Here is a 13,558-nt window from a genome sequence, read left to right as displayed (position 1 = left end):
CCGAGCGGTCCGGCCCGTCGACCCCGTCCGCGCCCGTTTCGCCGCCCGGCGCGGGGGCGGCCGCGCCCTCGCACGCATCGGGCGCCGACAGCGCGGGGCCGCCGCTCGCGGTGAACGTCCAGCCGTACGCGTTCGAGGACCCGTGCAGCCAGCACTACCTGGTCGACAGCAAGCCGGCCAAGGTGCCGCCGCCGCCCGAGGAGGCCGACGCGCGGGGCTGGGTGACCGCGCTCGGCGGGGTGGCGAGCGGCGAGCAGTACGTCTCGCTGACCGTCCAGGGCACCGGGAGTACGACAGTCGTCCTGGACGCCCTGCACGTCCGCGTCGTCCGCAGCGGCGCCCCGCTGCCGTGGACGGACTACGCGATGGGCGTCGGCTGCGGCGGGGGCGTCGGGGTGGGCACGTTCGCCGTCGACCTCGACCAGGGCCGCCCGGCGGTCACGGCCGCGCACGGCCAGCCCGACTTCCCGCGCAAGGTCAGTGAGAGCGACCCGGAGGTCTTCCACGTCACGGCGGACACCCGTGCGCATGACGTGAGTTGGTACCTCGAACTGGACTGGTCGAGCGGCGACCGCCACGGCACGCTCCGCATCGACGACCGGGGCCGCCCGTTCCGCACGAGCGGATCCGTCGGCAGGCCCGCGTACGACTTCCCGCTCGGCGGCAGCGCCTGGCAGCCGGCGGCGAGCGGGAACTGAGGGGCTTGCCCGCGACGGACCGTGACACCATCGACCGGGCACGGCAACGCCCTTGTGCGCGAGCGGCGTTGCTGTGACGCTTCCCGAGTGCCGAGGAAGCAGGGGGCGGAATCCGTGCACGATGTGAAGGGTGACGGCGCGAACGGGGCTCGCACGCAGCCGGACGGTGTCCGGTGAGTCGGCCGGGCGACGACGGGTCGGCGCAGTCGATCGACGTCTACCCGGATGATCTCGACCTCGCCGCCGAGGAGTTCGCCTCCGGGCAGGCACGTCTCGACTCGATCGCGAGCACACTCAACGCCGCGCTTCGCAACGCCTCGGGGATGGCCGGCAACGATACCTACGGCCAGAAGTTCGGCGCGAAGTACGATCCGGCGGCCAACGCCCTCTTCCACACCTTCTCCGCCGCCGTCCGTGCCACAGGCCAGGCGTCCACCGGCCTGGTGACGACGGCGAACAACTACCTCAAGGCCGACCACCACTCCAACCCCAAGGCAGGCAAGAGAGCGCCCGCGTTGTACCCGGCTCCTTCCGTCTTCACGGACATCATGTATCCGGACGCGGCGTCCGCGATCGGTGAGGGGAGCTCCTCCATGCCCTCCGTTTTGGCGAAGTACTGGCCGAACGGACACCAGGACAAGCTGCGCGACGCGGCCAAGGCCTACAGAACCGCTTCCACGGATCTCACCACCCTGGGCCGCGATCTCCACGGTCAGGTTCAGTCGCTCACCGACAACAGTTCCGACGACTCCGTGCACGCCATGGCCGCGTTCTGGGCCAAGATCTGGCAGGAGGGCGCCAGTGCGACGAGCGCACCGCTGTCGGCTGCCAAGGAAGCCTGCGACAAACTCGCCTCGGCCTGCGAGAAGTTGGCGTCCGCAATCGATGATGCCCACAGCAGCACGGAGCAAAAGCTTGCCGGCGCGGGCATCGCGATCGGTCTCACCACCGCCCTCGGCATCATCCTCACCCCCTTCACCGGCGGCGGGTCGGACGTGGGTGCGGCAGCCCTCGACAGCGCGGAGGCCGCGGGGATACTGGGCGGCGTCGAGGTCGCACTCGACGCCGCCGTCACCGACATCAGTGCCGACATGATCGCGGACATCGAGACCTACCTCCAGGCCGCTGCCGACGGCGTCCCCGAGATCGAAGCGGTCGACGCCGAGACCACGGAAGTCACTCAGGCTCTGGATCGCGAACTCGCCGAGACCGAGGCGCGTGAGCCGGCCGGCGTCGGCGGCCGCGGCGGTGGGGGACGCGGGACGGGAGGAAGCGACGAGCCGCCGACCGGCGGGGGCGACGATCCGCCCGGTCAGCCGGAGGAGTGGGGGGACGACGACGCCGACATCACCGCGGACCGCATGGTCAATCACGCACCGGGGCGGAGCGTCCCGGGAGTGGAGGAAGACGATTTGCCCGAGTACCTCGAGAACGTCATGAGGGGCCCCGGCTACCGTCTTCGTCCGACCCCGGGTGGATCACCGCGTATGGCATGGTGGGACGCGGACACGGGGACTGTCATCATCCGTGAAGGAGGCGGCGGCACGTTCATGCAGCCGAGCGCCGGATACTCCTACTTCCTCAAGTTGATCGGCGAGTAAGTCCTGCTTCCTGAAGGGGGAGGTTCCGTGGCCCGCCTGGCCGTACCCACGACGGAGCGCTACTTTTCCACTCTCACGCCCGCCGACGCGCGCGTCTTCGACGCGTTGGACCGGGAGGCCCTTGAGGAGGAGAAGAGCCGTGTCGCTCCCTGGGTCGCCGAGAAACTCACCACCCCTACTCTCGGCGTGAAACGCCGGTTGGCGATCTGGGAGACGCTCGGGGTGCGCATGCGGGAGGGGTGGCCGCCGGACGGAACGTACTTCGTGGACGAGTACGTGAACGACCTCGACACCCGCGATGCCCTGGAGGAACTGGCCGAGGGGCTGCCGGAGGGAGCGGGGCGCGGGTTCCGCGCCGTCCTCGGCGAACTGGACGAGGTGTTCGAGGCCCTCACGGAAGAGGACGGGGGCGCGTCCCTCGCCTGGCGGCTGGACGAGGCCGAAGGGGAGGCCCCACTGCGTGCCTGGTGGTGGCACCGGGCGCCTGCCGACGCACCGTGGGCGCCGGAGCCGTCCGCCGAGGCGGACCCGGAGCGATGACGCCGGCCCGGTGCGCTCCCTGAGAAGAGCAGCCGTCCCGTGCTTCCCGGTCGTTGCCGGGCGCGGCCGTTGCAGTGGCCTCCGGCCGCGAGCCGGTGGCGGGCACGAGGGGTGAGAGCCGGCCGCTGCTCGTCGCCGCCGCGTCCGTGGCACGATCGGGTGCGTACGTGCGGTTTCGCGCACGTGCCGGGCCGCCACCGGAACCCGGAGTGGCCCGGCTGTGAGCAGAGAAGGAGTCCGCATGTCCCGTCCCGGCCCCGCACCGGACAGCCGTCCCGTGGACGAGGGCAGGCCTTCGCACGAAAGCGGCCCCCCGTCCGACCGGACGGCGTTCGCGCGGCCCGAGCCGACCCGGAGCGAGCCGACCCGGACCGAGCCGTCCCCTCCGGTTCTGCCCCGGTTCCCCGGTCCACAGGACGTGGTGCGGCTGGTGGGGGAGGGGCTCGTGCTGCGGGAGTGGTCGGCCGGCGACGCGCCCGCGCTGCCCGCGCTGTTCGACGATCCGGACGTGGCGCGGTTCACGCCGCTCGCCTCGCCGTTCGACGAGGCCGCCGGCCGCGCGTACCTGGCCCGGGCCGCCGAGAGCCGGGCGGCCCGGCGCCGCGTCCAACTGGCGGTCACCACCGACGGCGGGGCGCCGCTCGGCGAGGCTCTGCTGTTCACGGCGTCCGACGACCCGTTCGCGGTCGAGGCGGGCTACGTGATCGGCCCGCGCCACCGGGGGCAGGGCCTCGCGGTGCGCGCGCTGCGGCTCGCGACGGAGTACGCGTTCGGCGGGCTGGGTGCCTGCCGCGTGCTGCTGCGGATCGTCGTCGGGAACGAGGCGAGCGACGCCGTGGCCCGGTCCGCCGGGTTCTCCCTCACGGGTGAGGCCCCGATCTCGACGGGCACCGCCCTGCTGCGCACATGGCACCGGGAGGCGCGGCGCGCCGTCGGCACGTGAGCCGGTCGGCCGGGACGCCGGAGCTGCCACCGCCGTACCCGTTCGGCGGGGTACGGCCGTTGACGCGGAGCTCCGGGACCCATCTTGTCCGCCCCCTGTCGGAGGCCGGAGGTTGGTGCCGTGCGAAAACCGCAGGCCGCCCCGGGGCTTGAGCCCCGGGTTCCGGGCCCCGGGCCCCGAGCCCTCTTCAGTGGAGTGGGCGGGTGAGGGAAAACCACCCTTCCCCCCAGGACCCCCGCTGACGAGCAACGATGGCTGTGCGTGCACGATTTGCGGCGGAGCGTGGCGACCGTTACCGTTCGCAGCATCAAGCAGCCCCGCCCGGTGCTACCAACACCGAACGGGGCCTGACCAACGCATCGATTAGGAGTCGATCGTGGCTTGCGACAACTTTAGTGCTGCCCTGCCCGCGCGCGCACATCCCGCGGCGAAGCCCGGCTACGGGAAGCGGAGTGCGCCCGAGCAACGCCCGCGCGGCGAAGCCGACTTCGGCCACCTGCGCACGAGAGAGGCGGCGGTCGCCGCGTACATCGACCGCCTGCCCGAGGGTGCGGCCATCGGCTACAAGGCGCTCGCCGCGCACCTGGCCGACTACGGCCAGCAGGCCTGCGGCAAGGCGCTCAACTTCCTCTCCGACGCAGGCCACTTGCGCCGGATCAAGGAGCACCTCCAGCTGGACGACAACACCTTCCGCTGGGTCACGCACACGTTCTACTCGCGAACGGCACGGGACGACGACTGGTGGCGGGGGTTCGTCGCGGGCATGCGGGGCATCGACCTGACCGAGCGGGCGCGGCGGGCCCGGGAGGCCACGGCGCGCGGGGGTTCCGGAGGGTGCGAGGCATCGCCCGCCCCCGAGCCGCCGGGCGCCGGAGAGGGCACGCGACTCCAGAGGGACCCGGAGGCCGACGGCGACGCCGAGGCCGGACCCGAGGCGTCGGCCGACGCTGTCGACGAGCCTTGCGTCCCAGCTGTCGCGGCTGTCGCGGCTGTCCCGGCTGTCGCGCCCGTCGCGCCGGTCGCCACCGGACCCGTGCTCCCGCCCGCACCCTCCGACGCGTACCGCGCGCTCCAGCGGCTCGGCCGTACCGAGCCCCGGATGACCCTGTCGGCGGCCGAGTGCGCGGCCCTCGAACCCCTGGCCGCGCAGTGGTTCGCGCGCGGCGCGACCCCCGAACACCTCACGCGTTCACTGACCGAGGGCCTGCCGCATCCGCTGCACAGCCCCGGCGCGATCGCCCGCACCAGGCTGGAGAAGAAGATGCCGCCCGAACCCCTTGAGGAGCGCGCGTACGTCCGCCGCGCGGTCATGGTCTGCATGACCTGCGACGTCCCCGACAACGTCAGCCCGCTGATCAACGGCGTGTGTGTCGAGTGCCGCGAGGAGATGACCGCCTACGAGGCCGCCGAGGAGGCCGGCGTCGTCATCGACCGCGTTCCCGACACGTTCCGCCGCGTCCCGGCGCAGGTGGACGTGGCGCGCCGCGCCGACGAGCTGCGCGCGGCGGCCGGGATGAGGGCCCGCCCGATCCCGCAGCCCACCCAGGGGTCGCTCGCGCGGGGCGGGACGCGGTAGGAGGCGACGCGACGCTTCCGGGCGGCCGGGGCCGGGTTCAGGAAGCGGGCAACTCGGCCCGCCGCAGCGCCCCGACGAACGCGGCGAACGCCCCGTGCCCGAAGGCGAGCACCGGGCCGGCCGGATCCTTCGAGTCGCGCACGGGGACGACACCGGGGACGCGGTCGGCGACCTGGACGCATTCGCCGCCGTTGCTCCCGCTGTACGTGGACGTCCGCCATGCCGCGTCGGGTATCCGGTCCATGGGGCCTGATGTGGTCACGAGAAGCACTCCTTGAGGACCGCGTCGATCAGCGGGGCGGACTCGTCGGGCGGCAGCGCGACCGCCGTGAGCAGATCATAGGCAGTGGCGGCCGCTGCCACATCCCCCGGTTCGGCGAGGACATAGCCCTTGGGGAATCCGTCCACATGCACCACGTCCGGGCCCTCGCCGAAGGACAGCAGGCCGAACGGAGCGCCCGAGCCCGGGTAGGCCGCGATGCTGCGCGGGATGACCTGGACGACGTGGGGCGGTGAATCCGCGAGGGCTCGGAGCCGTCGCAGTTGCTCCCGCATGACGGCGGCTCCGCCCACTGCCCTCCTGAGGACTCCCTCGTCGAGGATGATCCACAGGCGAGGCGGGACTTCACGGGTCAGGATGCGTTGTCGCTCCATGCGGGCTGTCACCAGGTCGTCCAGTCGAGTGGGGCGTCCCGTTCGCAGGATCTCGCGGGCGTACGCCTCCGTCTGCACCAGGCCCGGCAGGAGCAGCGGGTGGAACATGCGGATCACGGTCGCCGACCACTCCAGCTCCACGTACCGCCGGAACCACGGCGGGAACGCATACCGCAGCGCCAGCGGCCAGAGCCTTACGAAGCGGCCGCCCGCGTGCGGGAAGACGCGGTCGCAGGTCTCCGCGAAGTCCAGGGCCGGCACCCGGTCGCCGGACTCGATCTTCGCGACGAGCGAGTAGCCGCAGCACGCCTCCTTGCCCAGCTCCGCGCGCGACATCCCCAAACGCTCGCGCTCCAGGCGTACTTCGGCGCCGAAGTGGGTGAGGGGGGACGTGCTCGCGCCGGACGTGTCCGCGTTCTCTACCTCACCGCTCATGCGTGCCCCCGCAGTTCCCCGCCCCTGGACAGCTCTCGGCGTCCAAGCGGCCCCCCCTGGTGGGGGCGGGCGGCTCCGCCGATGCTGAATGTGCGGAGAGTGATCGTACATCTACGGAGAGGGAGAGCGGTCGTGTGCGGAGGCGAAGAGGGCGGGACGGAAGAGGACGGGTCGGCCGAGCTCTTGGCCGTCGTCCACCGGGGCGGCTTCTGGCGCCTCGTGCCGGACCACGTTCCGCGCCGGTACGCCGTGCCGACACGGCAGTTGCTCGAACGGGTACGGGACGGTCTCGGGCGGTTGGCCGAATGACGGAGACCCGAATGACGGACACCGGGACGGTGAACGGTGGAGCCCGGACCCCGGTCCCGTGGCATCTGGAGCCCCTGCCCACGGAGGGCTGCGGGGTGTGCGCCGCGCTGGTGAGGCAGCGCGAGGAGGCCCGAGGCGCCCGTGCGCCGTGGACGGTCGAGGACTGCAATGGCGAGTTGCGGAACCATCGCCACCGTTGACGTGCCGTCGAAGCGGCGAGCGGCCGGTGCCCGCCCGGGGTGTCCGGTGCCCGCCCGGGGTGTTCGGTACGGGGTCGACCCGGGCCGAGACGCCAGAGGCCCCTGGTCTCCGCGGGGGCCGTTGCCGGGATCCTGGACGTCACCGACCGGGACGGGGGCGTTCAGCGGGGTACGACGTACACACGACTGCTCGTGGGGCGGCGGAAACGTCGTGAACTCCTGTCCGTGAGCAACCAGTTCAGAGGAAACCGAGTGGCAATCTCCTACGACTTCGAGATCGCGGCGGCTGTGCCCGCGCGGCAGGTCGCCGAGGTCCTCGACCGCGCCCTGCGCGACGCCGGCCTGCTCGACGCGCCCGTCGCCCCGCAGGACTGGGTGGAGGAGGGCGGCGTGACCGGGCGGGGTACCGCCGTCCAGGTCTTCGAGGAGCACCCGCAGCCCTGGCACCCCGTGGTCACCGATCTCGGCATCACGCCGACCGTCTCGGTCTCGTTCCGCCTCGACAAGTTCGGCGACGTCGGGGAGCAGCAGGACGACATGGTCGTGGCGGTGGACGCCCTGCTCGGCGCGGTCCCGGGCGACGCGCTGCTCGAGTACCAGTCGGAGACGATCTGGCTGCTGCGCCGCGGTGGCGACCTCGCGCTGAGCGAGGACGACGAGCTGTGGCCGCGGCGCCGGCTGGCCCTCCTGCACCGGCCGTACCGCCGGGCCACCCACTCCTTCAGCGAGGACTGAGGGACAGACCACCCACTCCTTCAGCGAGGACTGAGCGGCGGGCGGTGCGCCGGGCCCGTACGCGGGGCCGGGCGCGACGCACGCAGCCCGGCCGCGCCCCGTGCGTCAGAGCCGCTCGGGGGCCCGGATGCCCAGCAGGGACAGGCCCTGCTGGAGGGTGCGGGCCGTGACCGCGCACAGGAACAGCCGGTTCTCCACCTGCTCGGGCGTGTCCGCCTTGAGCACCGGGCACTGGTCGTAGAACGTCGTGAACAGCGACGCGAGCTGGTAGAGGTACGCGGCCAGCTTGTGCGGCTCGTAGCCCTGCGCGACCTCCGCGAGCGTCTCGCCGAACTGGTCGGCGTGCAGGCCGAGCGCGCGCTCGGCCGGGGCCAGCGCCAGCTCCGGGTGCGGCACGGGGGCCGCGTTGCCGTCGGCCCTGCGCAGGATGGACTGGATCCGGGCGAAGGCGTACTGGAGGTAGACGGACGTGTCGCCGTTGAGCGAGACCATCTGGTCGAGGTCGAACTTGTAGTCCCGCACGGCCGACGTCGACAGGTCGGCGTACTTGACCGCGCCGATGCCGACGTACCGGCCGTTCTCCTCGATCTCCTGCTCGCCGAGCCCGGCCTTCTCCGCCTTCTCGCGCACGACGGACGTGGCCCGGTCGACCGCCTCGTCCAGCAGGTCCACCAGCCGCACGGTCTCGCCCTCACGCGTCTTGAACGGCTTGCCGTCCTTGCCGAGGACCGTGCCGAACGCGAGCTGGACGGCCTTGACGTCGTCGCTCAGCCAGCCCGCCCGCCGCGCGGTCTCGAAGACCATCTTGAAGTGCAGCGACTGCCGCGCGTCCACCACGTACAGCAGGGTGTCGGCGCCCAGGTTGCGCACCCGGTCGCGGATGGCGGACAGGTCCGTCGCCGCGTAGCCGAAGCCGCCGTTCGACTTCTGGACGATCAGCGGGACCTGATTGCCGTCTGGGCCCTTCACGTCGTCGAAGAACACGCACAGCGCGCCCTCGGAGCGCACGGCGACGCCGCTCTCCTCAAGGATCCGGCAGGTCTCGGCCAGCATGTCGTTGTAGCCGGACTCGCCGACGATGTCGGGGTCGTGGATCTCCATGTCGAGCTTGCCGAAGACCGAGTAGAAGTAGACCTTCGACTCGTCCACGAACCGCTTCCACAGCGCGAGCGTCTCCGGCTCGCCTGCCTGGAGCGCGACCACCCGGTCCCGGGCCCGCGCCTTGAACTCCTCGTCGGAGTCGAAGGCGGCCCGCGACGCCTTGTAGAGGCGGTTCAGGTTCGACATGGCGGCCTCGCCGGCCTCGTCGGACGGGGCCTCGGCGGCGTCGGGGGCGGGGGCCGCCGCCTCGCCGCCGCGGTCCAGCTCGTGCGGGTGCTCGATCAGGTACTGGATGAGCATGCCGAACTGGGTGCCCCAGTCGCCGATGTGGTGGCGCCTGATCACCTTCTCGCCCATGAACTCCAGGATCTCGACCATCGCGGCGCCGATGACGGCGGACCGCAGGTGGCCGACGTGCATCTCCTTCGCCACGTTCGGCTGGGCGTAGTCGATGACCGTGGTGCCGGCGTGCTCCGCGTGCGGGACGCCGAGCCGCTCGTCCGCGAGGCGGGCGGCGAGGGTCTCGACGACGGCCCGGTCGCTGACGGTGATGTTCAGGAAGCCGGGGCCGGAGACCTCGACGTCCTGGATCACCCCGGGCGCCGAGAGGGCGGCCACGACCTGCGTCGCCAGCTCCCTCGGGTTGCCCTTGAGCTTCTTGGCGAGCGCCAGGATGCCGTTGGCCTGGAAGTCCGCCCGGTCGCTGCGTCGCAGCAGGACATCGGCCGTACCGGCCTCCGGCAGGGCTGCCGAGAGGGCGGACGCGATGTGCTGGTCGACGGTCGAGGCGAGGGAAGGAACCGAGGCCATGGGCTGGCTGCCGTTTCTGTCGGGTGTCGGAGCTGGGCCCGGAAGGCTGCTGCCTGGGCCCGGTGCCCATTGTCCCATGGGGCGGCAATCCGTTTTCGCGCTGCCGTGCGCACCTGGGACAATGGCGGGGCCGATCCCACCGACCGTGAAGCAGCACGCAGCAGAAAGAAGGACGTGCCGACCGTGGCTCAGAGCACCGAGACCGACTGGGTCTCCCGTTTCGCCGACGACGTCATCGCCGAGTCGGAACGGCGTGCGCCGGGCAAACCGGTCGTCGTCGCGTCCGGCCTCTCGCCGTCGGGCCCCATCCACCTGGGCAATCTCCGCGAGGTCATGACCCCGCACCTGGTCGCCGACGAGATCCGCCGCCGCGGGTACGAGGTGCGGCACCTGATCTCGTGGGACGACTACGACCGGTACCGCAAGGTGCCGAACGGCGTCCCGGGCGTCGATCCGTCCTGGTCCGAGCACATCGGCAAGCCGCTCACGTCGGTGCCCGCACCTGCCGGGTCCGAGTACCCGAACTGGGCCGAGCACTTCAAGGCCGCCATGTCCGAGGCCCTCGGCGAGCTGGGTGTGGAGTACGACGGCATCAGCCAGACCGCCCAGTACACCTCCGGCGTCTACCGCGAGCAGATCCTGCACGCCATGCGGCACCGCGGCGACATCGACGCGATCCTCGACCGGTACCGCACGAAGGACAAGGGCGCCCAGCAGGGCGCCGGGGCGGGCAAGGCCAAGCAGGGCCAGAAGCAGCAGAAGCAGCAGAAGCCGCTGGACGAGGCCGAGGTCGAGGCGGCGGAGGGCTCAGGCGCCGCCGACGAGGACGACGGCAGCGGCGGCGCGGGCGGCTACTACCCGTACAAGCCGTACTGCGGCCGCTGCGGCACGGACCTGACCACCGTGACCGCGTACGACGACGAGACGACCGAGCTCACCTACACCTGCACGGCGTGCGGGTTCGGCGAGACGGTGCTGCTCAGCGAGTTCAACCGCGGCAAGCTGGTCTGGAAGGTCGACTGGCCGATGCGGTGGGCCTACGAGGGCGTGATCTTCGAGCCCTCCGGCGTCGACCACTCCTCGCCGGGCTCCTCGTACGTCGTCGGCGGGCAGGTCGTGCGCGAGATCTTCGACGGCGTGCAGCCGATCGGCCCGATGTACGCGTTCGTCGGCATCTCCGGCATGGCCAAGATGTCCAGCAGCAGGGGCGGTGTGCCGACGCCCGCCGACGCGCTGCGGATCATGGAGGCCCCGCTGCTGCGCTGGCTGTACGCGCGCCGCCGGCCCAACCAGTCGTTCAAGATCGCGTTCGACCAGGAGATCCAGCGGCTGTACGACGAGTGGGACGCGCTCGCGAAGAAGGTCGCCGACGGCAGTGTGCTGCCCGCCGACGCGGCCGCCTACGCGCGCGCCGTGCGCACGGCCGCGGGAGAGCTGCCGAGCACGCCGCGGCCCCTGCCGTACCGCACGCTCGCGTCCGTCGCGGACATCACGGCGGGCGCGGAGGAGCAGACGCTGCGCATCCTCAGCGAACTGGACCCGGCGCACCCGCTGACGTCGCTGGACGACGCCCGGCCCCGGCTCGACCGGGCCGAGCACTGGATCAGCAGCCAGGTTCCGGCCGAGGCCCGCACGATCGTGCGCGCCGAGCCGGACAAGGAGCTGCTCGGCTCGCTGGACGAGCAGGGCCGGGAGTCGCTGCGGCTGCTCGCCGAGGAGCTGGACTCGCACTGGTCGCTCGACGGGCTGACGACCCTGGTCTACGGGGTGCCGAAGATCCTGGCGGGGCTGGAGCCGGACGCGAAGCCGACGCCGGAGCTCAAGGTCGCCCAGCGGACGTTCTTCGCCCTGCTGTACCGGCTCCTGGTCGGCCGCGACACCGGCCCCCGCCTGCCGACCCTGCTGCTCGCCGTCGGCGCGGACCGGGTGCGGACCCTGCTCGGGCACTGAGACCCGGGCTGTTCGGGCAGTGAGACCCCGGGCTGTTCGGGCAGTGAGACCCCGGGCCCGGGGCTCTCGCGCTCCGGGCCCCGGGGCCCCCGGCTCTCCGGGCCCCGGTGGCCGCGGGCTCCCGACACCGGGGCCGGGCCTCGGGGCCGCGTGCCGTCGCCGCGCCGCCTTGAGCGGACGTGCCGGGACCTCGTCCCGGGATGAACGCCGGGACCTCGTCTCGGGATGAACGCCGGGACGCGCCGTGTCCTGAGCGCCGGGACGCGCGGGGCGTCGGGCTCAGGCGATGTGCTCGGAGTCCAGGTCCTCCTGGAAGCGGCGCTGCGCCTCCCGCAGCGGCGCCCGCAGCGTGCTCTCGCTCAGCGGGCCTCCCGCGCGCCCGCGGAAGTCGTACATCTCCAGCAGGTAGCGCCCGAACTGCCGCTCGTTCGGCATGTCGTTGTATTCGCTTATGTACTTGCGCAGGGCGTTGTAGTACGCCTCCTCGCGGGGCAGCTCGTCGGCCGGCGCGCGCTCGTCGAGCGGCTCGCCCGGCCCGTCCGGCCCGTCCGGCGCGGCGTCCACCCCGGCCTCGGCCTCGGGCCCGTACGCCGGCCCGGCTCCGGCCGCGCGCTGCCGCTGTGCGGCCCACTCCTCCGCGACGAGATCCCGCGGACCGTCCTCCGCGTATGCCTGGAGGCCGTTCCCGGGCTGCTGGGGGTCCTGCGGCACCGTGGCGCCCGGGCCCGCGCCCAGCGGGCGGCCGCGGCCGCCGGGGCCGGTCGGCGGCAGCACCGGGGTGGGTTCGAGGCCCTCGACGTACGTCGGGTTGTACCCGCCCTCGTAGGCGCCCTCGGGGACCGGGGCCGCGAACCAGGGGTTGACGTCCTGCTGCTGCGGGTACTCCTGCTGCCCGGCCCAGGCCTGCTGGTCGGCCCACTGCTGGTCGTCCGCCCAGTCGTGGCCGTCGTCCTGAGGCGGCGTCATGTCGGCCTCCGGGTAAGCGGGCTGCTGCGCGGGACCCGGGCCCTGCTGCGGGCCCTGGGGGCCGTTCGGCGGGCCCTGCTGCGCGAGCCGCGCCCGGACCCCGGCGTCCTGACGGGGGTTCCGGCCCTGCGGCCCGCCCCCCGGTGCCTGCGCCTGCCCCTGCGCCTGGCCCTGCGCCTGTCCCGCGCCGGGGCCCTGCTTCGTCAGGTCGACGTCGCCGCCCGCCGGGGCGGCGGTGTCCTGAGCGGCCGTCAACTCCCGTGCGGCGCCCGCGGCCGGGATGATCGCGGGGGTCGCGTCGATGCCCGCCGCGGTGAGCCCGGCCGAGGCCGTCTCCGCGAGCGGCACGCCGTACCGTGCCAGGCGCAGCGGCATCAGGGACTCCACGGGGGCCCTGCGCCGCCAGGCGCGGCCGAAGCGCGCCTGGAGCCTCGACTGGTAGATGAGCCGGTCCTGTTCGAGCTTGATGACCTGCTCGTAGCTGCGCAGCTCCCACAGCTTCATGCGCCGCCACAGCTTGAACGTCGGAACGGGCGACAGCAGCCAGCGTGTCAGCCGCACGCCCTCCATGTGCTTGTCGGCCGTGATGTCGGCGATCCGGCCGACCGCGTGCCGCGCCGCCTCGACGGTGACGATGAACAGCAGCGGGATGACGGCGTGCATGCCGACGCCGAGCGGATCGGGCCAGGCGGCGGCGCCGTTGAAGGCGATCGTCGCGGCCGTCAGGACCCAGGCCGCCTGGCGCAGGAGCGGGAAGGGGATGCGGATCCAGGTCAGCAGGAGGTCCAGCGCGAGCAGAACGCAGATGCCGGCGTCGATGCCGATCGGGAAGACGAGCGCGAACTCGCCGAAGCCCTTGGACTCCGCGAGCGCACGCACGGCGGCGTACGAGCCCGCGAAGCCGATCCCGGCGATGATCACCGCACCGGTGATGACGATGCCGACCAGTATTCGATGCGTTCGTGACAGCTGCATCGCGGCCACGCGCGATCCCTCCCGTTCCCGTCCTCGGATGCCGACGTTGCCGTCGCGCGGCAGGG

The 13,558-nt window shown here is 72.7% G+C and carries 11 protein-coding genes and 1 pseudogene; 8 read left to right on the top strand and 4 right to left on the bottom strand.

What is annotated here, in order from left to right:
- From L1885_RS05200 to L1885_RS05180, 5 genes and pseudogenes are all read left to right on the top strand, one after another.
- Positions 1-698: pseudogene (locus L1885_RS05200) on the top strand (transcriptional regulator); the annotation flags it as partial.
- Positions 699-871: 173 nt separating this feature from the next.
- Entirely contained in the window at positions 872-2,299 is a 1,428-nt protein-coding gene (locus tag L1885_RS05195) for a WXG100-like domain-containing protein (RefSeq protein ID WP_235795772.1), read from the top strand.
- Positions 2,300-2,326: 27 nt separating this feature from the next.
- Positions 2,327-2,839, top strand: a complete 513-nt coding sequence (locus L1885_RS05190) for a hypothetical protein (protein ID WP_235795771.1) — start codon at positions 2,327-2,329, stop codon at positions 2,837-2,839.
- A gap of 430 nt (positions 2,840-3,269) precedes the next feature.
- Complete coding sequence (locus L1885_RS05185; RefSeq protein WP_235795770.1) at positions 3,270-3,782, top strand: GNAT family N-acetyltransferase; 513 nt, start codon at positions 3,270-3,272, stop codon at positions 3,780-3,782.
- Positions 3,783-4,158: 376 nt separating this feature from the next.
- Complete coding sequence (locus tag L1885_RS05180) at positions 4,159-5,358, top strand: hypothetical protein (protein WP_235795769.1); 1,200 nt, start codon at positions 4,159-4,161, stop codon at positions 5,356-5,358.
- Between the two features lie 37 nt (positions 5,359-5,395).
- Here the strand turns inward: L1885_RS05180 and L1885_RS05175 are convergent, their stop codons facing one another.
- Complete coding sequence (locus tag L1885_RS05175; protein ID WP_235795768.1) at positions 5,396-5,620, bottom strand: DUF397 domain-containing protein; 225 nt, start codon at positions 5,618-5,620, stop codon at positions 5,396-5,398.
- Positions 5,617-6,447: a helix-turn-helix domain-containing protein gene (locus tag L1885_RS05170; RefSeq protein WP_235795767.1), complete on the bottom strand. Its 831-nt coding sequence runs from the start codon at positions 6,445-6,447 to the stop codon at positions 5,617-5,619. The genes L1885_RS05175 and L1885_RS05170 overlap by 4 nt, the downstream gene beginning before the upstream one ends.
- Before the next feature lie 132 nt (positions 6,448-6,579).
- On the opposite strand from L1885_RS05170, the gene L1885_RS05165 reads away from it, so the two are divergent.
- Both L1885_RS05165 and L1885_RS05160 read left to right on the top strand, forming a co-directional pair.
- Positions 6,580-6,756: a hypothetical protein gene (locus L1885_RS05165; RefSeq protein ID WP_235795766.1), complete on the top strand. Its 177-nt coding sequence runs from the start codon at positions 6,580-6,582 to the stop codon at positions 6,754-6,756.
- Positions 6,757-7,208: 452 nt separating this feature from the next.
- A complete protein-coding gene (locus L1885_RS05160; RefSeq protein WP_235795765.1) occupies positions 7,209-7,691 on the top strand; it encodes a SitI3 family protein in 483 nt (160 codons plus the stop codon).
- A 105-nt stretch (positions 7,692-7,796) separates the two neighbouring features.
- Here L1885_RS05160 and argS read toward each other — a convergent pair whose 3' ends face one another.
- Entirely contained in the window at positions 7,797-9,602 is a 1,806-nt protein-coding gene (gene argS / locus L1885_RS05155) for an arginine--tRNA ligase (RefSeq protein WP_235795764.1), read from the bottom strand.
- Between the two features lie 174 nt (positions 9,603-9,776).
- Here argS and lysS point away from each other — a divergent pair, with 174 nt between their 5' ends.
- Positions 9,777-11,552: a lysine--tRNA ligase gene (lysS, locus tag L1885_RS05150; RefSeq protein WP_235795763.1), complete on the top strand. Its 1,776-nt coding sequence runs from the start codon at positions 9,777-9,779 to the stop codon at positions 11,550-11,552.
- A 279-nt stretch (positions 11,553-11,831) separates the two neighbouring features.
- Here the strand turns inward: lysS and L1885_RS05140 are convergent, their stop codons facing one another.
- Positions 11,832-13,502 carry a DUF2637 domain-containing protein gene (locus tag L1885_RS05140; RefSeq protein WP_372481861.1) on the bottom strand — a complete coding sequence of 557 codons (1,671 nt, stop codon included), beginning with the start codon at positions 13,500-13,502 and terminating at the stop codon, positions 11,832-11,834.
- Between the last annotated feature and the right edge of the window lie 56 nt (positions 13,503-13,558).

The organism is Streptomyces fuscigenes (assembly GCF_021556455.1).
Classification (GTDB): Bacteria; Actinomycetota; Actinomycetes; order Streptomycetales; family Streptomycetaceae; genus Streptomyces; species Streptomyces fuscigenes.
This window is presented reverse-complemented; position numbering and strand designations above follow the sequence as displayed.